This window comes from Vagococcus sp. WN89Y (genome assembly GCF_052220145.1).
In the GTDB taxonomy this organism is placed as follows: domain Bacteria; phylum Pseudomonadota; class Gammaproteobacteria; order Enterobacterales; family Enterobacteriaceae; genus Kosakonia.
The window spans coordinates 1-21,297 of sequence record NZ_JBQPOM010000032.1; the positions used below are offsets into that span (position 1 = coordinate 1).

Sequence of the window (21,297 nt, forward strand, 5' to 3'; positions counted from 1 at the left end):
GAAAACCATCTTTACCGGAAAGATAATGTTGTACGGCAGCAAGCCGTAGCTCAAGTGAAAATTTACGACTACTCATAAAAAACTGCACCTCAGTCAGTTGGGTGTCCAACTTTTGGGGTGCAGTCCACGAGATGCCGGGCTTTTTGTTATTTAAGATAGGTAAACGCCGTGGTCACGCGCTTCACGCCGTTGACGCGGCTGGCAATATCGGCCGCGGCCTTGCCTTCGCGATCGGTGACCAGCCCCATCAGGAACACTTCGCCATTTTCTGTGGTGACTTTCACGTTTGACGATTTGACCTGGTCGCTGCCCAGCAGCTGAGAGCGGACTTTCGTGGTTATCCATGTGTCGGACGACGCGGTGCCCAGGCCTACCGGCTGGCCCTGACGAATTTCGTTAAAGACTTCGACCGCGCCTTCGGTACCGACGGCTATCTGTTTGGCTCGCGACGACAGTTCACTGTTCGGAGACTGTCCGGTCAGCAGCACTTTTCCCTGATAAGCGGTGACATTCACCCGCGCTTCTTTTTTGATTTGCTCATCTTTCGACAGCGCGCTATTCACGCGCAGTTCCAGCGTACTGTCATCCACCTGGGTACCGACGGTGCGCGGGTCCGTTGCGGCTTTGGTACCCACAGCCGCAGAACCTACCACTACTGCGCCAACACAACCTTGTAACAGCAGTGCGGAAATAAGGACTGCGAGGGGCGTAAATGCCTTCATGTGTACTCCTTAATCATCCTGGTGAGGGAAAAGCGTGTTATCAATCAAATCGCATAAGCAATTTACCGTCAGCATGTGCATTTCCTGAATGCGCGCGCTGCGGTGAGAAGGAATACGTATTTCAACATCTTGTGGCCCCAGCAAACCCGCCAGTTCGCCCCCGTCATAGCCCGTCAGCGCCACGATAGACATATCACGCGTGACCGCAGCCTCTACGGCTTTGACAATATCGCGCGAATTGCCCCTGGTGGAGATGGCAAGCAGGATATCGCCGGCATGGCCGAGCGCACGAACCTGCTTGGCATAAATCTCATCATGCAGACGATCGTTCGCTATTGCCGTTAAGACCACATTATCGGTATTTAGTGCAATCGCGGGTAAACTTGGGCGCTCGGTTTCAAAACGGTTAATCATGCTGGCAGCAAAATGCTGTGCGTTGGCGGCAGAGGTGCCATTGCCACAACAGAGGATTTTGTTGCCATTTAGCAGGGAGTGAACCATGGTCATGGCCGCACGGGAAATTGCGTCCGGCAGCGCTTCCGCCGCCGCAATCTGGGTTTGAATGCTTTCTGTAAAGCAAACTTTAATTCGTTCGAGCACGATAATCCCTATTAATTCAGCAATTATGAGTGGTCGTTAAACGCATTTTGTATCCACTCAAGATCATTTCCGGTGAAGGCTACCACATCAAACCGGCAATCCACAGTATCAAAACTCCCATTGTGCCGGGCAAGCCACAGGCGTGCGGTATGCAGAAGCTTCGCTTGTTTAGCGCGTGTGACACTCCCCGCTGCACCGCCAAAACTGGCCGACCGGCGGTAGCGCACTTCAACAAAAACGGTGGTGCGACCGTGGCGCATTACCAGGTCTATTTCTCCACCTCGCTCGCGGACGTTCGCGGCAATAAAACGCAGTCCTTTGCCTTCAAGCCAGCGACGCGCACGGGTTTCCCACGCGTCGCCGGTCTGTTTACGGCTTAATTCGCCGGGACGATTTGCCCCTGCTGGTATTTGAGCCATGACAACTTCCTGTTGATCACGCAGTCCTGATTAGCGGTTAAATCACCGGTATTCCCGTACAGCTCGAAACCCGGCACCTGGCGCATTTGCGAGAAGTTGTTCGCCAGCGTCCACGCATCCGCGCCCATGGCGTAAAGACGCGCCAGGGAGTAATCATTATTCACCGATCTCAGCGCCTGCTGCATTAGCGACGGGTTAGCGCCAGCCAGCATCGGGATTTCATTAAATTGCAGGCCTTCCATTTCGAGACGGAAATCTGGCCCCGCGCCGCCTTGTGCGCTGCGCGAGCTGGCATACAGCATCACGTTGCTCTGGCTGCCGGTACGCAGGGTAATCATCGGTTTCAGTAGCGCGATCTCATCTGGCGTCGCCACAATATACGCCGCATCGACTTTGCCGCCGCCGCTAATTTGCGCATCCGTCGGCGGCGCAGGGATGTTCAGACCGCCAATTGTGACGCCTTGCTGCTGCGGCAGGCTGGCGGTCACCGGGCTACCGGTCATGGCAATCCCGGAACCGCTGTTCAGGCCCATACGCAGCTCGGCGGTCGAGCCGAATTTTTGCTGCAATACGATACCGCCGCCCAGGTTTTGCCACTCCTGCGCAAAGGCGTTGCTGACACGCTCGCCCAGTGCGCTGCGAGGCACCAGCAGCAGAGGAGCCTGACGCCCCTGGGCATGGATATGACGCGCCGCATCGCGGGCTTCATCTTCCGGTGAGAGGGCGAAATAACAAATATTGGCGCGGTTCTCGACATTTTCCGGCTGGTTAAGCGCCAGCACATTGAGTGGGGTCTGGCTGCGCATCAGTTCCTCAACATTATTTTTCAGCAGCGGGCCGATAATAATGCTGGCACCCTCTTGCTGGACCTGGTTGAGCAACTGATCCATGGGCTGTGCGCTGGTGTCGTAGATTTTTAGCTCAGCGCCTGGGTTTGCCGGGGCGTTGGCGACCGTGGGTGAGGAGGCCGCGGCAGTGGTTTGCTCGCCAGAGGCTGTTGATGCATCGTCGGTGCTTTCTGCGCTCTGCGCTGCGCTATCGGGAGCCTGCACGGGCGAAGCTTCAGGCGCGGCGTTTTGCTGCGCCTCGGTAAGATCGCTGACGTTCGCCTGCGCAGGGCTGACCACATCCTGCGTGGCGGCCTGGGCTTCCTGCGTTGGCACCGCCGGACCGGACACCGCCGCCGCGCCGTTTTTCGCCGCTTCAAAACCTTGCTGAATGGCGCGGCCAAACACCGCCGCCTGGCCGTTTAACGGCAGCAGCAGCGCAATTTTGTTGGTCGATGCGGCCTGGAAGTTTTGCATGTTCGCCAGCTGCGTTGGCAGCATTTTCGCGCCCGGGTTTTGCGGGTAGCGAGTCTGCCAGTCAGCGAGGCCCGCTTTGAGCATACTGGCATCGCTGCGGTTATCGAACCAGACGCGTTGCAAATCAAGCCAGCCTTGCAGCGTGACTTCATCAGCATTGATAACCAGCGTTTTGGCTTCGTCCTGGGACATAGAGGCGAGCGCTTGCCATGTGCTGTCGATATTTTTTTGTTTTTCCGCCGGTGCGGTTAACAGCGGTTCTTGCGCAATCAGCGCGCGCAGCAGCGTCAGGGAAGGTTTGCCCTGCGCAGCGGCGATAGCAATGCGCCAGTAGCGCTCCTGCTGGGCCTGCTCAAGCTTGCCGGGATCAATCTTCTCAAGCAGTGCCTGCGCGCCAGGGGCATCACCCTGGGCCACTTTTAGCCCTGCGTCCAGCAATGCGCGCTCGTTGCGCTGGTTTTCATTCAGATCTTGCGGCAACTGGCTAAACACTTCGCTTGCCCGCTGGGTTTTCCCCTCGTTCAACAGCGCACGAATGGCGAGTAATTGCCAGTTGGTCTTGCTATCATCTGAACTTTGCTGCATTTGTTGCAGATAGTAACCAGAATCAGCCTGCGCAGCACCCTGCATATGACTGGCGCTTTGGTCTGTGGACTGCGTTCCGCATCCTGCAAAAATCAGGGCGGCCAGCACCACAGGCAGACAGCGTGTGGCTTTTGAGGGTAAAAATCTTGACGGTAGCATACTGTATCCAGTGACATTTTTTACGCAATGCTCAATATTAAATCGGCAATACGGATGAAACAATGAAACAACACGAATCAGCGGAGAATTCTCAAGGTCAGCTTTATATTGTACCCACTCCTATCGGGAATTTGTCTGATATTACACAGCGTGCGCTTACCGTGTTGCAAAGCGTTGATTTGATTGCTGCTGAAGATACCCGCCACACCGGTTTACTGCTTCAACATTTCGCTATAAACGCCCGTTTGTTTGCGCTGCATGACCATAACGAGCAGCAAAAAGCCGAAACGCTGGTGGCGAAGTTACAGGAAGGGCAAAACATCGCGCTGGTTTCGGATGCCGGAACGCCGCTGATTAACGACCCTGGTTATCATCTGGTACGCACCTGCCGCGAGGCCGGTATTCGCGTGGTGCCGCTGCCTGGACCTTGCGCGGCTATCGCTGCGTTGAGCGCTGCGGGGCTGCCGTCGGATCGTTTTTGCTATGAAGGTTTTTTGCCAGCGAAATCAAAAGGCCGCCGGGATGTGCTCAAAGCGCTGGAAACCGAAAGCCGCACGCTGATTTTTTATGAATCTACGCATCGTCTACTGGAGAGCCTGGAGGATATGGTCGCGGTGTGGGGCGAAGGGCGCTATGTCGTGCTGGCGCGCGAATTGACGAAAACCTGGGAGAGCATCCGGGGCGCACCGGTGGGCGAGCTTTTAGCATGGGTTAAAGAGGATGAGAACCGGCGAAAGGGCGAAATGGTGCTGATTGTCGAAGGGCATAAAGCGCAGGATGATGCGCTGCCCGCCGATGCACTGCGTACACTTGCGCTCTTACAGAGCGAGCTGCCGCTGAAAAAAGCCGCTGCGCTGGCGGCGGAAATTCACGGCGTGAAGAAAAACGCGCTGTATAAATACGCGCTGGAGCAGCAGGAGTAATGCTTTTATGAGCCAGTATGTGCCGCCCTTTACCATTACGCCGCAAATTCTTAGTCAGGTTGTAGAGATTGGGGAGCTTTTGGGGCACTGGGCGGCGCAAACCGGGCGCGCTTCGCCCTTGTTGCGTAAAAATAACCGTATCAGAACCATCCAGGCTTCTTTAGCGATTGAACATAACAGCCTGACGACAAACCAGGTCACTGCTTTGCTGGAAGGTAAAAGGGTGCTGGCACCTGTTAAAGATATTCAGGAAGTTCGTAATGCTATTAAAGCGTATGAACGTATGTCGTCGTGGAAAAGCCATCGTGCGTCAGATTTATTGAAAGCTCATGGATTATTGATGCAGGGTCTGGTGGATTATCCTGGGCGGTTGCGCAACAGTAATGTCGGTATTTATCGTGATACCCGGCTTATCCATATGGCTCCCCCGGCCTCCCGGGTACCGCTACTGATTGATGATTTACTGGCGTGGCTTAAAACGACGGATTTGCATCCGCTGGTCGCCAGTTCAGTTTTTCACTATGAATTCGAGTTTATCCATTCTTTCGCCGATGGTAACGGGCGCATGGGGCGCTTATGGCAAACGCTTATCCTCAGCGAGTGGCGTAGTGAACTGGCATGGCTGCCGGTAGAGACAATTATCCATTATCAGCAAGAGCGTTATTATCAGGTACTGGGTGAGTGTGACAGAACGTGCGATTGCACCTCTTTTGTCGCATTTATGCTGTCTGCGGTAACAGCGGCACTGATCGAAGGTCTGGACCCAGGCTTTGTGCTGTCGGAACAAGTGTCGGAAGAAATGTCGGAACAAATTTTCCCTGTTTCCCCTCGCGAGAAAGCGATTCTGCAGGCGCTGCGTGAGCAACCAGCACTGACGGCGGTGGCGCTTGCCGATAAATTAGGCGTCAGCGCCCGCAGTATTGAGCGTTATCTAAAATCGTTGCAGCAAAAAAATAAATTACAACGCATTGGCGCAAAAAAAGGCGGCTACTGGCAGGTCAATTAAACACGGCTTGCAGTTGGGGGGAGTTTATATGTCGGCACCAGGAAATTCGTACGTTGTTTACCGGGCTGGCGGGTTATGGCTTCTATTTCGCGTTTTTTGATAGATCATTTCTGTGCATCTTAAATAATCGACGCATTGCTTTAGCAATTCTCAAATTTTCCTGTTGGGTAAATTAGGCATGAGAAAGGATAAACAATGATTCCACTGGTTACTAAACGCGAGCCATTTATACAATTAGTCACTGACACAATTATACAGCAGGGTAAATTTCTGCTTCATTTTTTAAACAGTATTACAAACAGTACCGAAGTTAAAAATAATAATACGGAGCTTGATTTTCCTTTTTTTTATGAGGAGAAGCCGCAAAGTGGTTTTCTGCCGCGCGGGATAGATGAGAGTGCCTGGATCGCTTCGCTATTTTTATCTGGCTACGTGTTCTGTTTTTTATATCAAAATATGCCCGCGTTACCTTTTTTCTCGAAATCCTGTAACAATAATACGGCGCTACCGGTCGACTGGTTAACGAAAATGCCTGCGCATATTCAGGAAAAAGTGGCGCAAATCAGAGCGCTATCCGCTTTAAATTCGCAGCTCTCTTTTTACCATATTTTGGCTGGCGTAAGTTTTTCGGGCAATGAACAGCAAATAAATAAACAGCTTGATGTTGTAATGCGCAGAATAAACGATGAGCTTATTGATTTTTTTGACGCTCATCCTATGACTTATCATACGCTTTTCTTTAATAACGCCTTTACGCTGTTTGAAACGGAACCCGAAAGAATGATTTCGGGTAATGCTGCGTTTATTCAGCTCATTGCCCTGGCGAATAGCGTTCAGGATGATGCCATTCGCGCCAGAGCGCATCGTCTCTACGCCCGGTATCTGCATCACAGTGAAATTGCCTGTTATACGAACGTCCCAGAATTTGGGCACCCGGAAACTCGATCGATTGACTGGGAGAACAGGCATGCCAATAACTATATTATGTTGCCTGCCAGCTATTTTAAAATCGGTATGCTGGTTTCGCAGGATACGCTCCATAAAATGATGAGCACAGAGCCGGTAAAACCCAATAAATCTTTTTTTCATCTTTATACGCCATCAGGTGTGCAGCTGGATTTTGAAGAGTACCCGCTAGAAGATTTTTTTGCCGGGCATTATCCTCTGTTTTTAGAGTGCACCGAACGCGTATCGCGCGAAAATCACTTTGCTAAACTGCTGGGGAAAATCATTCCGCACAATGAGTCCATGCGCAATCTTTTTCTTTCGGCGCGGCAACAACGTCTCTCTGAAGAAAAGCTTATCGGGAGCACAAACAATACTAATTTACTCATGGTATTCGCTCCCCGGTTAAGAATCTCTCAGGGGCATGATGTGTTTATACTGGATGAAAAACATTGCCAGACATTATTAAAAACGTTTAAGTTTGCAGGCAAAAGCCCTACTGATCAGGCGAAAATGCTGCTAAGTCTGGCGACATTCTTTATAAAAAGCGCCGGGGAACATATTTTTGGCACTCGAGAAGAATCGCCTGAAGCTATCCGAATTTATGCCTGGGCGCTGATGAATAAAGCATATCAACTGGACAGGACAATTTTTAAAAGCGGTATTGAGGACTGGAGCAATGTTTTATTATCGGCGAGGGAACATCCTCAAAATAGTGATATTCTTGCCAGAACAATGATTGAGCATCATAAGCTGGAATTTCCTGACGTGCTGGCAGAGATTTTCCCGCCGGCCTGGTATGAATAAGCTGCGTTTGAACGGTAATGGTAGATAAAAAAAAGCATGGCCGGAGCCATGCTGAACGATGAGGCTTACATCATTATTTTAAGTATCAGGTTACCGGCGCCGGGTTGAATACCGCCAGCTGATTGTGCAGTCCCCATTGATCGGAGAAGGTCTTTTTGCGACCGCTGGCGACATCAAGAATAAAGTGGAACAGCTTCCAGCCCACATCTTCAATGCTCTCCTCGCCAGTAGCGATAGTCCCGGCGTTGATGTCCATCAGATCATACCAACGGTTTGCCAGCTCGGTACGGGTGGCCATTTTGATTACCGGCACGGCGACCAGGCCATAAGGCGTACCGCGACCCGTGGTAAACACCTGTACGGTGATACCTGAAGCTACTTGCTGCGTACCACAAACGAAATCGCTCGCCGGTGTTGCCGCATAAATCAGCCCGCGTTTTGTCGGGCGCTGGCCCGGAGAGAGCACTTCAGAAATGGCGCTCTTACCCGATTTGGCAATCGAACCCAGCGCTTTTTCAACCACATTTGCCAGGCCGCCTTTTTTGTTGCCCGGCGAAGGGTTAGCGCTGCGGTCAGTTTTGCCCATATCCAGGTAGTTATCGTACCAGGCCATCTCTTCAAGCAGGCGCTTGCCTACCTCTTCGTTAATGGCGCGCGGTGTCAGCAAATGGATGGCGTCGCGCACTTCGGTCACTTCTGAGAACATCACCGTTCCGCCGCAGCGGATAAGCAGGTCGGAGGCATAGCCGACCGCCGGGTTTGCCGTCACACCAGAGAACGCATCGCTGCCGCCGCACTGCATACCGACAACCAGTTCAGAGGCCGGGCAGGTTTCGCGTTTGCGCTGGTTCAGTTTTTCCAGATGGCGCTCGGCAACCTGCAAAATATCATCGACCATGGAGCGAAAACCGACATGGTGCTCATCTTGTAAACGCACAATGCTGGCACCGTCTGCCGGGATCGCTTGCACATCATCGGTACCCTGTAACAGACGCTCCGGCTGGAGTTTTTCACAGCCGAGACCAATCACCATCACTTCGCCGCCGAAGTTTGGGTTCAGCGAGATATTATGGATGGTACGGATGGGGATCACCGCCGCCGGGGCGTTAATCGCCACGCCACAGCCGTATAAATGGTTCAGACCGACCACGCCATCTACGTTCGGGTATTTCGGCAACAGGTCGCGCTCGATAATTTTCACCACATAGTCCACCACGCCAGCCACGCAATGTACGCTGGTGGTCAGACCGAGCAGATTCTTGGTACCCACGCTGCCATCTGCGTTGCGGTAACCTTCAAAGGTGTATCCTTCCAGCGGCGGGAGCGGCTCCGGCACTTTGGTCGCCAGCGGCAGCGTATTCAGCGGCGGCGCTTTTGGCAGCTCCACCATGGATTCATCAATCCAGCTACCGCGAGGAATATCGCGCACGGCGTAGCCAATCACTTCACCGTAACGCACAATTTCGCCATGATGGGGAATATCCACAAGCGCCACTTTATGGCCCTGCGGGATATGCTCAATTAGCTCGAGACCGTCAGGAAAACGGGTTCCCGCCTTTAATCCATTGTCATTGACGATGATAGCGACATTATCCGTGTCGTGTACCTTAATATAAAACGCCCCAGGCGATTGCTGTCTAATTTCAATGTCGGACATTCTCAAGTAATCTCCAGCTAGCTATACGATGCATTACTCAAATAAAAGAGGAACCATTTTTGAGTCAGTAATTATTTCAAAAATAAAAATCTCATTTGTTGAAAATAAGAATGTCAGGAGTCCTCATAATAAAATGTGATCAAAATCACTTATTTTTGTGATTACCCGGCTGGCGGGGCTGGATATTGCAAGATCTGTGCATTAGCGCCCAGGCGTATGTGCAGATGCATAAAATAATCTTTTCGAATAATGCGAAAATTGAGCAAGCCACCAGTGTGTGGCCCAGGGGCGCTGATTATACTGAGGGCTAATAAAATCGAAGTGCCAATTATCTGATATTAATTTTTGTGCTTAAACGAAATCAGATAATCAAGATCAAAATAATTATATTCTAAATTTAGCGGTGCCCGAGGAAATTAAAATGACTATTGAACATACCGTCGAAACTAAACGGGGAATACCCACCCGTTATTTAATTCTGCTGATAATATTTATTGTCACCGCGGTCAACTACGCAGACCGCGCGACACTCTCTATTGCCGGAACTGAGGTCGCAAAAGAGCTGCAACTTGATGCCGTCTCTATGGGATACATCTTCTCAGCATTCGGCTGGGCCTATTTGCTGATGCAAATTCCCGGCGGCTGGCTGCTGGACCGTTTTGGTTCGAAAAAAGTTTATACCTATAGCTTGTTTTTCTGGTCGCTGTTTACCTTCTTACAAGGCTTTGTTGATATCTTCCCTATCGCCTGGGCCGGTATTTCAATGTTTTTCATGCGCTTTATGCTGGGCTTTTCCGAAGCGCCTTCCTTCCCGGCGAACGCCCGTATCGTCGCGGCATGGTTTCCGGCTAAAGAGCGCGGTACCGCATCGGCCATTTTTAACTCTGCTCAGTACTTCTCTCTGGCGCTCTTCTCGCCACTGCTGGGCTGGCTGACTTTTGCCTGGGGCTGGGAACATGTCTTTACCGTGATGGGGGCCATCGGTTTTGTCCTGACGTTCGCCTGGGTGAAATACGTCCATAACCCGACAGACCACCCGCGCATGACCCGCGAAGAGCTTGACTATATCTCGCAAAACGGCGCCGTTGTTGATATGGACCACAAAAAAGCCGATGCGGGCAAATCCGGTCCGAAGATGGATTACATCAAGCAGCTGCTCTCCAGCCGTATGATGCTCGGCGTGTTTTTTGGGCAGTACTTCCTGAACACTATTACCTGGTTCTTCCTGACCTGGTTCCCGATTTATCTGGTGCAGGAAAAAGGCATGTCGATTCTGAAAGTCGGTTTCGTTGCCTCTATCCCTGCGCTGTGCGGCTTTGCCGGTGGCGTGATGGGCGGGTTGTTCTCAGATTACCTGATTAAACGTGGCTCAACCCTGACCGTGGCGCGTAAAGTGCCTATCGTGCTCGGCATGTTACTGGCCTCCAGCATTATTTTGTGTAACTACACAAATAACACGGCGCTGGTGGTTGCACTGATGGCGCTCGCGTTCTTCGGTAAAGGTTTTGGTGCGCTGGGCTGGCCGGTTATCTCTGATGTGGCACCGAAAGAAATTGTCGGTCTGTGCGGTGGCGTATTCAACGTATTCGGCAACGTGGCGTCTATCGTAACGCCGCTGGTTATCGGATACATGGTTAAAGAGTTGCATTCTTTCAATGGTGCGCTGGTGTTCGTGGGCTGTTCTGCGCTGATGATGATGGTCTGCTACCTGTTCGTGGTAGGTGACATCAAACGTATGGAATTGAAGAAGTAAGCAACAACTAAATAAAGGTACAAAAGATGAATAACGATATCTTCCCAAACAAATTCAAAGCCGCGCTGGCGGCACAACAGATTCAAATCGGTTGTTGGTCTGCGCTGGGTAGTCATATCAGCACTGAAGTTCTGGGCCTGGCAGGCTTTGACTGGCTGCTTCTGGATGGCGAACACGCCCCTAACGACGTGCTCACTTTTGTACCGCAATTAATGGCCTTAAAAGGCAGTGCCAGTGCGCCGGTGGTGCGTGTGCCAACGAACGATCCGGTCGTTATCAAGCGCCTGTTGGATATCGGTTTTTATAACTTTCTCATCCCGTTTGTGGAAACCGAAGAAGAAGCGGTGAACGCTGTCGCCGCCACCCGTTATCCGCCGGAAGGCATTCGCGGTGTGTCCGTTTCTCACCGCGCAAATATGTTTGGCACCGTGCCGGATTACTTCCGCCAGTCCAATGCGAACATCACCATCCTGGTGCAGATAGAGAGCCAGGCAGGCGTTGATAATCTTGATGCCATTCTGGCGACCGAGGGCGTTGACGGCGTGTTCGTCGGGCCAAGTGATTTGGCGGCCACGCTTGGCTATATCGGCAACGCGGCGCACCCGGAAGTGCAGCGTACTATCCAGCACATTTTTTCTCGCGCTAAAGCGCATAACAAACCGAGCGGTATCCTCGCGCCAGTTGAGGCAGACGCGCGTCGCTACCTGGAGTGGGGAGCTACTGTCGTTGCCGTTGGTAGCGACCTGGGCGTGTTCCGTTCGGCTACGCAGAAACTGGCCGAAGCCTTTAAAAAATAATTAAACCACCATTTATAGAGAGAGACGCAATTATGACGATGAAAGTTGGTTTCATTGGCCTGGGTATTATGGGTAAACCAATGAGTAAAAACCTCATTAAAGCAGGTTACTCACTGGTGGTCGTGGACCGTAACCAGGAAGCGGTTGCTGAGCTGATCGCCGCAGGCGCAGAAGCGGCGACCAGCGCGAAAGCGGTGGCTGAAAAATGTGATGTGATTATTACCATGCTGCCCAACTCCCCGCATGTAAAAGAAGTTGCGCTGGGCGAAGGCGGGATTATTGAAGGCGCGAAAGCCGGCACCGTGCTTATTGACATGAGTTCTATCGCGCCGCTGGCAAGCCGTGAAATCAGTGAAGCACTGAAAGCGAAAGGTGTGGAAATGCTGGACGCGCCGGTAAGCGGCGGTGAACCAAAAGCTATCGACGGCACGCTCTCTGTGATGGTGGGCGGCGATAAAGCTACCTTCGATAAATACTACGATCTGATGAAATCCATGGCAGGTTCCGTGGTGCACACCGGTGATATCGGTGCGGGCAACGTGACCAAACTGGCAAACCAGGTGATCGTGGCGCTGAATATTGCCGCCATGTCTGAAGCCCTGACGCTGGCGACCAAAGCAGGCGTGAACCCGGATCTGGTGTTCCAGGCCATTCGCGGCGGTCTGGCTGGCAGCACCGTGCTGGAAGCGAAAGCGCCGATGGTGATGGATCGTAACTTCAAACCAGGCTTCCGTATTGATCTGCATATCAAAGACCTTGCTAACGCGCTGGATACTTCTCATGGCGTCGGCGCTCAGCTGCCGCTGACGGCGGCGGTGATGGAGATGATGCAGGCGCTGCGTGCTGACGGCCTGGGCAACGCTGACCATAGCGCCATTGCGTGCTACTACGAGAAACTGGCGAAAATCGAAGTCTCCCGGTAAGCCGAAGGGCGCAGGCGCGCCCTTTGCACTTGCTTCTTTAGAAAGAGGCACAGTAAACGCAACATCATGGATGCTGCACTGTAGCGGGCAGAAAGCCTTGCCAACAGTGCGGCATCGCTAAAGATACTCTGTAGATGCCTTTCGTGGCACTGTCAGGCTAACCATTATGAAAATCGTAATCGCCCCAGACTCGTATAAAGAAAGCCTGTCCGCTACTGAAGTGGCTCAGGCGATAGAAAAAGGATTCCGGGAAATTTTTCCCGATGCGCACTATGTTTCAGTTCCGGTCGCGGACGGCGGTGAAGGTACGGTAGAAGCCATGATAGCCGCCACAAAAGGTGCTGTGCATACTGCGCATGTTACCGGCCCGCTGGGCGAAAAAGTTGCTGCCTGCTGGGGAATGTCCGGGGATGGCAAGACGGCGTTTATCGAAATGGCTGCTGCCAGTGGTTTAGCGTTGGTTCCGCCTGAACAGCGCAATCCGCTGGTGACGACCTCGCGCGGCACCGGGGAGCTTATTTTGCACGCGCTGGAGCACGGTGCTTCCAATATCATTATCGGGATTGGCGGCAGCGCGACCAACGATGGCGGCGCGGGGATGGTTCAGGCGCTCGGCGCAAAGCTTACGGATGCCAACGGCACAGAGATTGGTTATGGCGGCGGGAGTTTGATGAGCCTGAACGCTATCGATATTTCCGGGCTGGACCCGCGTCTTAGCCGCTGCACTATCCGGGTCGCGTGCGATGTGACTAACCCACTTATCGGCGAGGAAGGCGCTTCGCGCATTTTTGGGCCGCAAAAAGGCGCGACCGACGCGATGATCGCTGAGTTAGACCGCAATCTGGATCATTATGCCGATGTGATTAAAAAATCGCTGCGTGTCGATGTGAAAAACGTTCCTGGTTCAGGAGCGGCAGGCGGTATGGGCGCGGCGCTGATGGCGTTTCTTGGCGCAGAGTTGCGCAGCGGTATTGAGATAGTGACGCAGGCGTTGAATCTGGAGGAGCATATCCACGATTGTACGCTGGTGGTGACGGGCGAAGGGCGTATCGACAGCCAGAGTATTCACGGAAAAGTACCGGTCGGTGTGGCAAAGGTTGCCAAGAAATATCACAAACCGGTGATTGGCATCGCGGGCAGTTTAACCAGTGATGTTGGCGTGGTGCATCAGTATGGTATCGACGCGGTATTTAGCGTATTGACGAGTATTACTACGCTCGAAGAGGCGTTTCGCGGCGCGTTTGACAATATTTATCGCGCTTCGCGCAATATTGCCGCGACCTTGCAAGTTGGAATGTTGACGGAAGGGTGACAGCGAGGCGCAAACCCACTATACTGCGCGCCGAAGCTGACCAGACAGTCGCCGCTTCGTCGTCGTCCTCCTTCGGGGGAGACGGGCGGAGGGGAGGAAAGTCCGGGCTCCACAGGGCAGGGTGCCAGGTAACGCCTGGGAGGCGCAAGCCTACGACCAGTGCAACAGAGAGCAAACCGCCGATGGCCTGCGCAAGCAGGATCAGGTAAGGGTGAAAGGGTGCGGTAAGAGCGCACCGCGCGGCTGGTAACAGTTCGCGGCACGGTAAACTCCACCCGGAGCAAGGCCAAATAGGGGTTCACAAGGTACGGCCCGTACTGAACCCGGGTAGGCTGCTTGAGCCAGTGAGCGATTGCTGGCCTAGATGAATGACTGTCCACGACAGAACCCGGCTTATCGGTCAGTTTCGACTTTTCTAAGAAAACCCGTCAGTGAATAGCTGGCGGGTTTTTGTTTTTAGAGGCGGGCAGGAAGATGAATGACTGTCCACGACGCTATACTCAAAAGAAAGCGGCTTATCGGTCAGTTTCGACTTTTCTAAGAAAACCCGTCAGTGAATAGCTGGCGGGTTTTTGTTTTTGAGCGGGCAAAAAGATGAATAACTGTTTGATCAGCTCCCCGTTTCAGGTTATTCCAAATTCTCACCAGACTGCATAGCACAAACTTATCAGTGGCGTGAAAATCAAAAGACGGTCAAATAGTGGCTATTTCATTCAGGGGCGGAAATAGTTTTGATTTTCTATACATCAAGCGAATGAAATGAATTGCACAATGCACAAATAACGTATTGATATTAATAATTAATAATATCAAGTCAGCAGCAAATGTTACTTTCAATGTAAATCCAATGTAAATTGGAACATAAATTTTAAATGGCCTGTTGTAATTATTTTTTCATATTGTTTTAACAAACACACATTGATACCTACTCAACATATAAGGTAGTTTCTTTGCAGAAATGCTATTAATTTTATGCATTATAACGTAACGATAATTAATACTCTCTCACAAGGAATTGAGGTTAACGTCACCGAATGAAAAACGAACGGATACTTATTATCGCGGATCAAATACATGATGCACTCCCCATGCCTGTGAATAAATTCAGAAAAAAGCTTGAGGATGAATGCTTTGTTATTTGGAAATTACCCTATTTTAAAAAGGAAGATCTTACAGAAACTCCCGTTCTGCCTGATTACGTTAACTACGTGGAATCAAAAAACTCAGATTTACATGGGGCATATTTAGCAGCTCATTTTGAGGCAGGTTTATGGCCAGTAGTTTACCAGGGTGAGAATGACGGTCATCTTATTCGTCATGTTTGTCCAATGATGCAATCAGAGAGTGAAATTAGTTCTTACGGAGCCAAATTTGATTTCTATCCGCACGTTGATAACCCTGACCTGTCTATAACTGGTGAAACTCCATCACACAGATTAGGCTGTTGCCCGGATACGTTAACTTTATTATGTTTACGGAAAGAACATGGTGTTAATACCAGTCTTTTGCTATTGGATCAGGTAATATCTCTACTTTCTGAACAAACTATTGAGATACTTTCTCAACCACTTTTTATAATCAAAAGGCCAGCTAGCTTTTCCTCAGAATCTCTGGTTGAGGGGGTTCCTGTCATTGTTAATAAAGAAGGAACCTGGTACTCGCGCTTCGACTGGCATAATACAATGGGTATGACCCCAGCAGCAGAACTCGCACTGGAGAGGATGCGGTATATTACGCTTGAAAAAAAGCTATGGTTCAATGTACCTCTTGAACCCGGTGATGCCGTTACATTTTTGAATCAAAGAACGATGCATACCCGGAATGCTTTCGAACCTCGATTCGATGGTTCAGACAGGTGGCTACTCCGCATTTTTGGAATGAAAAACCGACCATTAGAGACACAGCTACTTGAGCCAGAGAGTTGTCTTCATCATTTGCGCACCCTTTAACGGAGTTCATCATGTTTGAATTTATAACCCCCTCAATATTTGTTGATGGAAGTATCATTGCAAAATATTTTGTAATTGGCATGTTCTTGTTAATTTTAGCTTCTTTTGTGGCTGGTTATATAGACGCAATTGCAGGAGGTGCAGGGTTAATACTCATTCCTGCCTTTATCCTCACAGGATTGCCTCCACAACTCGCTTTAGGGCAAGAAAAACTCGTCAGCACTGTTGGCACTATCGCTGCAATTAAAAACTTCGTTAAAAACAAATCGGTGATATGGTCCGTCATTCCTGCAGGCCTGGTATCTGCGCTCGCAGGTGCTTATGTTGGCGCAAAGGTGATACTATTACTTCCAGCCGAAACACTATCTATAATAATAGTTGCATTACTACCGGTAGGATTAATTGCGGCTACCGTTAAGGGGCGTATAAAAGATTCAGCTATAGAATCAACTAAAAACAGTTTTATTTCTATTTTTATTGTTTGTTTTATTGTCGGTTTTTATGATGGTTTTTTCGGTCCAGGTACCGGTAGTTTATTTATCATTGCTCTCACAGTAATCAATAAGTTTGGTTTATTACAGGCGTCAGCAACAAGTAAAATATTCAACTTCTCATCTAATATCGGTGCATTTATTGCATTTGCTATTGCCGGGAAAATGGCCTGCTTTATTGGTATTCCAATGATTATTGCAAGTCTTGCTGGTAACCATATTGGTAGCATGCACGCTATAAAAACAAACGGTGAGATTATACGAAAAGTATTGTTTGTTTCTGTAGGGGCAATGATGGTGACTCTTTCTGTTAAATACTTTGTAGGGATGTAATATTCTATAGCCGGGTATTTTCGTAGCCACTGGACTGGAGAGTTTCTTTTAACTTACCAGTGGCGGATGATTCAATTTTAACGGAAACAAACACCACATGATGGCGCTACCCATATCAGAGTTCATTTATGTGGCACCTAAACCCGCTGGCCTCACCGCGTTTTGCTTTGTGAACGGCGTCATTTTTTTGAACTGACTGTCCCGATAGAGTAGAGTTAAAAATAATCATCCGGAAGACGATGCACACCACTCACATAAAATCATTACGACAGGAGTTGGCACGCCGTGGACAAGAAACCCGTTATGATTATCCAGGCCGGAGCTGCTCCGCAGCCCCTGAGTGATGCGCACGGCGATATCCCTCTCTGGTTCTGCCAGCTGTTAGATTGTTCGCTGGAAGATGTCGACGTTGTGCGGGTTTTCGAAGGTGAAACGCTTCCCGAACCCGATGTCTCGCAGGTTGCGATCATCACCGGCTCCTGGGCGATGGTGTCAGACAAACTGCCGTGGAGCGAGAAAACCGCTGCATGGATCCGTGAAGCGATGACCATCAGCATGCCGCTTTTTGGCGTCTGCTACGGTCACCACCTGATGGCATGGGCGCTGGGCGGCAATGTTGAGTATCACCCCAAAGGCCGCGAAGCGGGCACCAAAACCATTTACTTAAATGAAGCGGGTGCAGGCGATCCGCTGCTCAGCCATCTCCCGGAAAACTTCCCTGCGCATCTGACGCACCGCCAGACCGTCACGCGTCTGCCGCAAGGGGCTGTGGCGCTCGCCGCCTCCGTTCACGATAACTATCAAATTGTCCGGTATGGCCCAAAGGCGGTTTCCGTTCAGTTTCACCCGGAAATGACGCCGGACATCGCTACCGACCTGTTACGTTTAAATCGGGCCAATATTGAGAAAGAAGGCACCGATGCCGACAGCTTAATCGCGGGCGTCTTACCGGCCCCCGGAGCGGCAGAAATTCTGCGCCGCTTCGCTCAGGAGGTTGCCGTGTGGAGTGAGCTAGCGCAGGCTTCCCAGTAGCCTGTCTTGCGCGGCACCCGCCACAAGCCGGGTGAGCTCTTCGCAGCGGATAATCAGCCCGTCCCGCAGCGTAAAATGCGCAAACACCTCAATGCGTGATTGCTGCCCCTCTTTTTTAACCGTCACAATATGATGCGTCAGAACGGTCGAACTCTGCCCGGCAATAGCGACCAGCTCAATATCCATCGCCTGGGTAAGGCGTTTAAGCGTGGCCATATGGCTGACAAAACCGGCGAAATCGAGCGTCTCACCGTCAACATATTGTTGATAGTCCGCTGAGAAAAAATCGCGGATTTTTGCTTCGCTATGTTCTGGGTGGCAGATGATTTCACGCAACGCCTGCGCGACATGCTGAATATTATTCATCGTATTTATCTCACTGATTGTCGTTATAAACAGCATATCGCCAGCACCGTGCGGTATATTAGCCGTAACAGGACAAAAAATACGGTGAATCGGCCATGTTGATTGTGCAAAGCCAGACGCTCTCACATCAAAGCAAACATCATACGCCGTGGCATCAACATGCCACCGGCCAGCTATTTGCCATCCGGCGCGGCATGATGATTGTGCAAACGGAGCGCGCGCAATGGGCGCTCACGCCCGCCACCATTGGCTGGTTTCCGGCGGGTTTGCGGCATTGCGCGTGGACGGTGGGCGAGACCGAAGGGTGTAGCGTGCAACTCAGCCAGGCCGATGTGCTCCCCACCGGCGCTGGCGTCTGGCCTGCCGATCCCTTTTTAATGCTGCTAATGGAAAGGGTAAGCAATATTGACCTGACGCATACGCAACTCTCCCGGCAACAGCATCTTCTGGCGGTCATAGCTGATGAGATTCGTCTGGCACCGGTTGCGCCGCTGCAACTGCTGCTTCCGACTGACCGGCGGGCGCGGCAGGTCGCCGAACAGTTACTGTTAGCGCCAGAGCGCAATCAGCAACAAGCAGCGCTGGCGTCGCATTGTGGCCTGAGCGTCAGGACATTGCGCCGGCTTTTTAGCGAGCAAACCGGCCTGAGTTTCAGCCAGTGGCGGCAGCAGGCGAGGATTCTTGCTTCGATGGGCTGGTTGCTGCAAGGAGAAACAGTGAGTGAGGCGGCAGCAAAGTGCGGGTACGATAACGTCAGCGCGTTTATCGCGGCATTCAAACTGCGCTTCGGCATGACGCCAGGGACGTTTCGGCTGAATAATGCACACGAATCCCGGCCTGAGCATGCTCTGCGGTGAAAGGGTTGACGCCAGGGCCGTGCAGCCCCGGCGAGGTGGTCAGGCCTGCTCCTCTTCAGCCAGCCTGATTTTGGCTTCGTCAACAATCGCTTCCAGTTCTGTCAGCATCTCTTCAAAACCAAACGCCTGGGATGTGTGCTGATTAGTCATCATTGTCTTACTTCTCACTTTTATCAAAATATTAAACAGGTAGATCGATTAATAGCGCCCGCAGCGGCGTATTGGCGACCAGGCGTATATGCGCCTCGTCACGAATAAACGCACCGTCACCACAGGTCAGGGCTTCTCTTGCTTCGCCCGGCGTGACCGCTTGTACCGTGCCGTGAATAGACTGCAAGTAGGCGCGCGGCCCGTGCAGCTGAAAACTTAGCTCTGCGCCTCGCTCCAGCTCGATATGATGCAGCCATACCTGCTGGCGTAGTTGTAAGCTCTGCTGGCTGCCATCCGGCGAGGCGAGCAACTGTAACGGGCGCTGGTGAAGCGTTGTTTTCTGTACCGGCGGGTTTTCCCGCTCCGGGCAGGCATCAAGCCAAAGCTGCATACGGGTCAGGGATTTGTCTTTGCTCAGATTGTGCTCGCTATAGCTAACACCAGGCTGGGCCGCTATCAACAATGCTTCGCCCGCCTTCGCCTGGAGATGGTTACCTTCGCTGTCGCGATATTCTGCTTCGCCTTCAAGGATTAAATTTAAGATATCCACCTTCGGGTAAGTACGCGGCTGGAAGGAGGCGCCGGGTGCCAGCACTTCCTGGTTTAATACGCGCAGTGAGGCATAGCCCAGAAGCTTCGGGTCAAAGTAGTGCCCAAAAGAAAAGGTGTAGCGAGCCTGAAGCCAGCCGAAGTCAGCTTGTCCGCATTGTTTGGCTGTACGGGTCGTAATCATAATCTTTACCTCTCTTTACCTGAAACAATGTTAAAGGTATGGACGCTGCATTGTTAGCCAGATATTCTGCCTGGTATATTCAAATTTCCTGAATGACAAAACATGGCAAAAGAAAGGGCACTGACGCTCGAAGCGTTACGCGTGATGGATGCAATAGACCGGCGCGGCAGTTTTGCCGCTGCGGCCGATGAGTTGGGGCGCGTGCCTTCCGCGCTCAGCTACACCATGCAAAAGCTGGAAGAAGAGCTGGACGTCGTGTTGTTTGACCGCTCCGGCCATCGTACAAAATTTACTAACGTAGGGCGGATGCTGCTGGAGCGCGGCCGCGTGCTGCTGGAAGCGGCAGATAAATTGACAACCGATGCGGAAGCGCTGGCGCGTGGCTGGGAGACGCACCTGACGCTGGTCACCGAGGCGCTGGTGCCGATCCCGGCGCTGTTCCCGCTGGTGGAAAAACTCGCCGCGAAAGCCAACACTCAGCTGTCGCTCATCACCGAAGTGCTGGCGGGCGCATGGGAGCGCCTGGAGCAGGGGCGCGCAGATATCGTCGTCGCGCCCGATATGCATTTTCGCTCCTCGTCGGAAATAAATTCCCGCAAACTCTATTCGGTCATGAATGTGTATGTTGCCGCGCCGCAGCATCCGATTCATCAGGAGCCGGAACCGTTATCCGAAGTCACCCGCGTGAAGTATCGCGGCGTTGCGGTGGCGGATACCGCTCGCGAGCGGCCCGTATTAACCGTGCAGCTGTTAGATAAGCAGCCAAGGCTGACGGTGAGCACCATTGAAGACAAGCGGCAGGCTTTGCTGGCAGGGCTGGGAGTCGCCACTATGCCGTATCCGCTGGTCGAGCAGGATATTGCCGAAGGGCGCTTGCGCGTGGTGAGTCCTGAATACACAAGCCAGGTAGACATTATTATGGCCTGGCGGCGTGACAGTATGGGCGAGGCAAAAGCCTGGTGTCTGCGCGAGATCCCAAAGCTATTCGCGGGTAAGTGAACCTTCCGGGTCGCTTTTCGGCTCCGGGCCGAAGCGGTTCTCTTCTGGCGTGCCGTGCTGGCTGTAAAATGCCAGCAGCGCCAGCCAGCCAAAGACCGGGAACGCCAGTAGCAGCAGCCAGCGCCAGCTGCGATCGGTGTCGTGCAGGCGGCGTACCTGTACTGCCAGCGACGGTATAAGCACCAGCAATGTGTAAAGCAGGCTAAGGCCGCCATGCTGCCAGCCGAGGATTTTATCCACCACAATCAGCACACCATAGAGAACGCTACTGACCAGGGTGAACATCCAGAATTCACGGCGGTGCGCCCGCCCATGAAAGGTTGCGTAGTGGCTTAGTACTTTGAAATACCAGTCCAAATGTCTACCTCGCTCAACGATCGCGTCGTTGCTTTCTGGCGATTAACGTAAGAATAGACGGCAAAAATACAAAGCGATAAATACAGCGAGGAAATTTTTGGGCGCGTTGTGACGCGCC

At 51.8% G+C, this 21,297-nt stretch carries 20 protein-coding genes and 1 other RNA gene; 13 read left to right on the forward strand and 8 right to left on the reverse strand.

Annotated elements, in window-relative coordinates:
* Nucleotides 1–146: 146 nt before the first annotated feature.
* The 4 genes from dolP to ACTU3N_RS13685 are packed head-to-tail and all read right to left on the reverse strand — an operon-like array spanning nt 147 to nt 3,789.
* Nucleotides 147–722 (reverse strand): division/outer membrane stress-associated lipid-binding lipoprotein, encoded by a 576-nt coding sequence (dolP, locus tag ACTU3N_RS13670; RefSeq protein WP_443086688.1) that lies wholly within the window; start codon nt 720–722, stop codon nt 147–149.
* A 9-nt stretch (nt 723–731) separates the two neighbouring features.
* Nucleotides 732–1,322: a DnaA initiator-associating protein DiaA gene (gene diaA / locus ACTU3N_RS13675; protein ID WP_443086689.1), complete on the reverse strand. Its 591-nt coding sequence runs from the start codon at nt 1,320–1,322 to the stop codon at nt 732–734.
* Nucleotides 1,323–1,345: 23 nt separating this feature from the next.
* Complete coding sequence (locus ACTU3N_RS13680) at nt 1,346–1,741, reverse strand: YraN family protein (protein ID WP_443086690.1); 396 nt, start codon at nt 1,739–1,741, stop codon at nt 1,346–1,348.
* Entirely contained in the window at nt 1,699–3,789 is a 2,091-nt protein-coding gene (locus ACTU3N_RS13685; protein ID WP_443086691.1) for a penicillin-binding protein activator, read from the reverse strand. Before ACTU3N_RS13685 ends, ACTU3N_RS13680 begins: the two co-directional genes overlap by 43 nt.
* A gap of 62 nt (nt 3,790–3,851) precedes the next feature.
* Here ACTU3N_RS13685 and rsmI point away from each other — a divergent pair, with 62 nt between their 5' ends.
* The 3 genes from rsmI (at nt 3,852) to ACTU3N_RS13700 (ending at nt 7,470) form a co-directional block, all read left to right on the forward strand.
* On the forward strand, nt 3,852–4,712 hold the full coding sequence (gene rsmI / locus ACTU3N_RS13690) for a 16S rRNA (cytidine(1402)-2'-O)-methyltransferase (RefSeq protein WP_443086692.1): 861 nt from the start codon (nt 3,852–3,854) through the stop codon (nt 4,710–4,712).
* 7 nt (nt 4,713–4,719) lie between these two features.
* Entirely contained in the window at nt 4,720–5,718 is a 999-nt protein-coding gene (locus ACTU3N_RS13695) for a Fic family protein (protein ID WP_443086693.1), read from the forward strand.
* Nucleotides 5,719–5,913: 195 nt separating this feature from the next.
* A complete protein-coding gene (locus ACTU3N_RS13700) occupies nt 5,914–7,470 on the forward strand; it encodes a hypothetical protein (protein WP_443086694.1) in 1,557 nt (518 codons plus the stop codon).
* A gap of 85 nt (nt 7,471–7,555) precedes the next feature.
* On the opposite strand, the gene garD is transcribed toward ACTU3N_RS13700, so the two are convergent.
* Nucleotides 7,556–9,127, reverse strand: a complete 1,572-nt coding sequence (gene garD / locus ACTU3N_RS13705) for a galactarate dehydratase (protein WP_443086695.1) — start codon at nt 9,125–9,127, stop codon at nt 7,556–7,558.
* 421 nt (nt 9,128–9,548) lie between these two features.
* Here garD and ACTU3N_RS13710 point away from each other — a divergent pair, with 421 nt between their 5' ends.
* The 8 genes from ACTU3N_RS13710 (at nt 9,549) to ACTU3N_RS13745 (ending at nt 17,717) form a co-directional block, all read left to right on the forward strand.
* Complete coding sequence (locus tag ACTU3N_RS13710) at nt 9,549–10,880, forward strand: MFS transporter (RefSeq protein ID WP_443086696.1); 1,332 nt, start codon at nt 9,549–9,551, stop codon at nt 10,878–10,880.
* A 26-nt stretch (nt 10,881–10,906) separates the two neighbouring features.
* Nucleotides 10,907–11,677 carry a 2-dehydro-3-deoxyglucarate aldolase gene (gene garL / locus ACTU3N_RS13715; RefSeq protein ID WP_443086697.1) on the forward strand — a complete coding sequence of 257 codons (771 nt, stop codon included), beginning with the start codon at nt 10,907–10,909 and terminating at the stop codon, nt 11,675–11,677.
* A gap of 38 nt (nt 11,678–11,715) precedes the next feature.
* The gene (gene garR, locus ACTU3N_RS13720) at nt 11,716–12,600 is read left to right on the forward strand and encodes a 2-hydroxy-3-oxopropionate reductase (protein WP_443086867.1); all 885 of its coding nucleotides are present in this window, start codon (nt 11,716–11,718) and stop codon (nt 12,598–12,600) included.
* Between the two features lie 166 nt (nt 12,601–12,766).
* On the forward strand, nt 12,767–13,912 hold the full coding sequence (gene garK / locus ACTU3N_RS13725) for a glycerate 2-kinase (protein WP_443086698.1): 1,146 nt from the start codon (nt 12,767–12,769) through the stop codon (nt 13,910–13,912).
* A 32-nt stretch (nt 13,913–13,944) separates the two neighbouring features.
* Nucleotides 13,945–14,324: RNase P RNA component class A (gene rnpB / locus ACTU3N_RS13730), an RNA gene on the forward strand.
* Between the two features lie 622 nt (nt 14,325–14,946).
* Nucleotides 14,947–15,861 carry a hypothetical protein gene (locus ACTU3N_RS13735; RefSeq protein ID WP_443086699.1) on the forward strand — a complete coding sequence of 305 codons (915 nt, stop codon included), beginning with the start codon at nt 14,947–14,949 and terminating at the stop codon, nt 15,859–15,861.
* A gap of 11 nt (nt 15,862–15,872) precedes the next feature.
* Entirely contained in the window at nt 15,873–16,685 is an 813-nt protein-coding gene (locus ACTU3N_RS13740) for a sulfite exporter TauE/SafE family protein (RefSeq protein ID WP_443086700.1), read from the forward strand.
* A gap of 285 nt (nt 16,686–16,970) precedes the next feature.
* The gene (locus ACTU3N_RS13745; RefSeq protein WP_443086701.1) at nt 16,971–17,717 is read left to right on the forward strand and encodes a glutamine amidotransferase; all 747 of its coding nucleotides are present in this window, start codon (nt 16,971–16,973) and stop codon (nt 17,715–17,717) included.
* Here ACTU3N_RS13745 and ACTU3N_RS13750 read toward each other — a convergent pair.
* The gene (locus tag ACTU3N_RS13750; protein WP_443086702.1) at nt 17,697–18,083 is read right to left on the reverse strand and encodes a nuclear transport factor 2 family protein; all 387 of its coding nucleotides are present in this window, start codon (nt 18,081–18,083) and stop codon (nt 17,697–17,699) included. The genes ACTU3N_RS13745 and ACTU3N_RS13750 overlap by 21 nt on opposite strands.
* 95 nt (nt 18,084–18,178) lie before the next feature.
* Here ACTU3N_RS13750 and ACTU3N_RS13755 point away from each other — a divergent pair, with 95 nt between their 5' ends.
* Entirely contained in the window at nt 18,179–18,940 is a 762-nt protein-coding gene (locus ACTU3N_RS13755) for an AraC family transcriptional regulator (RefSeq protein WP_443086703.1), read from the forward strand.
* 181 nt (nt 18,941–19,121) lie between these two features.
* Here ACTU3N_RS13755 and ACTU3N_RS13760 read toward each other — a convergent pair whose 3' ends face one another.
* Nucleotides 19,122–19,823, reverse strand: coding sequence for a pirin family protein (locus ACTU3N_RS13760; protein WP_443086704.1), 702 nt, complete (start codon nt 19,821–19,823; stop codon nt 19,122–19,124).
* Between the two features lie 102 nt (nt 19,824–19,925).
* On the opposite strand from ACTU3N_RS13760, the gene ACTU3N_RS13765 reads away from it, so the two are divergent.
* The gene (locus ACTU3N_RS13765; RefSeq protein ID WP_443086705.1) at nt 19,926–20,822 is read left to right on the forward strand and encodes a LysR family transcriptional regulator; all 897 of its coding nucleotides are present in this window, start codon (nt 19,926–19,928) and stop codon (nt 20,820–20,822) included.
* Here the strand turns inward: ACTU3N_RS13765 and ACTU3N_RS13770 are convergent.
* The gene (locus tag ACTU3N_RS13770) at nt 20,805–21,179 is read right to left on the reverse strand and encodes a DUF805 domain-containing protein (RefSeq protein WP_443086706.1); all 375 of its coding nucleotides are present in this window, start codon (nt 21,177–21,179) and stop codon (nt 20,805–20,807) included. The genes ACTU3N_RS13765 and ACTU3N_RS13770 overlap by 18 nt on opposite strands.
* Nucleotides 21,180–21,297 lie beyond the last annotated feature (118 nt).

Bases quoted from the DNA above. Each gene is read 5' to 3' on its own strand.
- dolP (WP_443086688.1), bottom strand. From the start codon at position 722: ATGAAGGCATTTACGCCCCTCGCAGTCCTTATTTCCGCACTGCTGTTA.
- ACTU3N_RS13680 (WP_443086690.1), bottom strand. From the start codon at position 1,741: ATGGCTCAAATACCAGCAGGGGCAAATCGTCCCGGCGAATTAAGCCGT.
- ACTU3N_RS13685 (WP_443086691.1), bottom strand. From the start codon at position 3,789: ATGCTACCGTCAAGATTTTTACCCTCAAAAGCCACACGCTGTCTGCCT.
- rsmI (WP_443086692.1), top strand. From the start codon at position 3,852: ATGAAACAACACGAATCAGCGGAGAATTCTCAAGGTCAGCTTTATATT.
- ACTU3N_RS13695 (WP_443086693.1), top strand. From the start codon at position 4,720: ATGAGCCAGTATGTGCCGCCCTTTACCATTACGCCGCAAATTCTTAGT.
- ACTU3N_RS13700 (WP_443086694.1), top strand. From the start codon at position 5,914: ATGATTCCACTGGTTACTAAACGCGAGCCATTTATACAATTAGTCACT.
- garD (WP_443086695.1), bottom strand. From the start codon at position 9,127: ATGTCCGACATTGAAATTAGACAGCAATCGCCTGGGGCGTTTTATATT.
- ACTU3N_RS13710 (WP_443086696.1), top strand. From the start codon at position 9,549: ATGACTATTGAACATACCGTCGAAACTAAACGGGGAATACCCACCCGT.
- garL (WP_443086697.1), top strand. From the start codon at position 10,907: ATGAATAACGATATCTTCCCAAACAAATTCAAAGCCGCGCTGGCGGCA.
- garR (WP_443086867.1), top strand. From the start codon at position 11,716: ATGAAAGTTGGTTTCATTGGCCTGGGTATTATGGGTAAACCAATGAGT.
- garK (WP_443086698.1), top strand. From the start codon at position 12,767: ATGAAAATCGTAATCGCCCCAGACTCGTATAAAGAAAGCCTGTCCGCT.
- ACTU3N_RS13735 (WP_443086699.1), top strand. From the start codon at position 14,947: ATGAAAAACGAACGGATACTTATTATCGCGGATCAAATACATGATGCA.
- ACTU3N_RS13740 (WP_443086700.1), top strand. From the start codon at position 15,873: ATGTTTGAATTTATAACCCCCTCAATATTTGTTGATGGAAGTATCATT.
- ACTU3N_RS13750 (WP_443086702.1), bottom strand. From the start codon at position 18,083: ATGAATAATATTCAGCATGTCGCGCAGGCGTTGCGTGAAATCATCTGC.
- ACTU3N_RS13755 (WP_443086703.1), top strand. From the start codon at position 18,179: ATGTTGATTGTGCAAAGCCAGACGCTCTCACATCAAAGCAAACATCAT.
- ACTU3N_RS13760 (WP_443086704.1), bottom strand. From the start codon at position 19,823: ATGATTACGACCCGTACAGCCAAACAATGCGGACAAGCTGACTTCGGC.
- ACTU3N_RS13765 (WP_443086705.1), top strand. From the start codon at position 19,926: ATGGCAAAAGAAAGGGCACTGACGCTCGAAGCGTTACGCGTGATGGAT.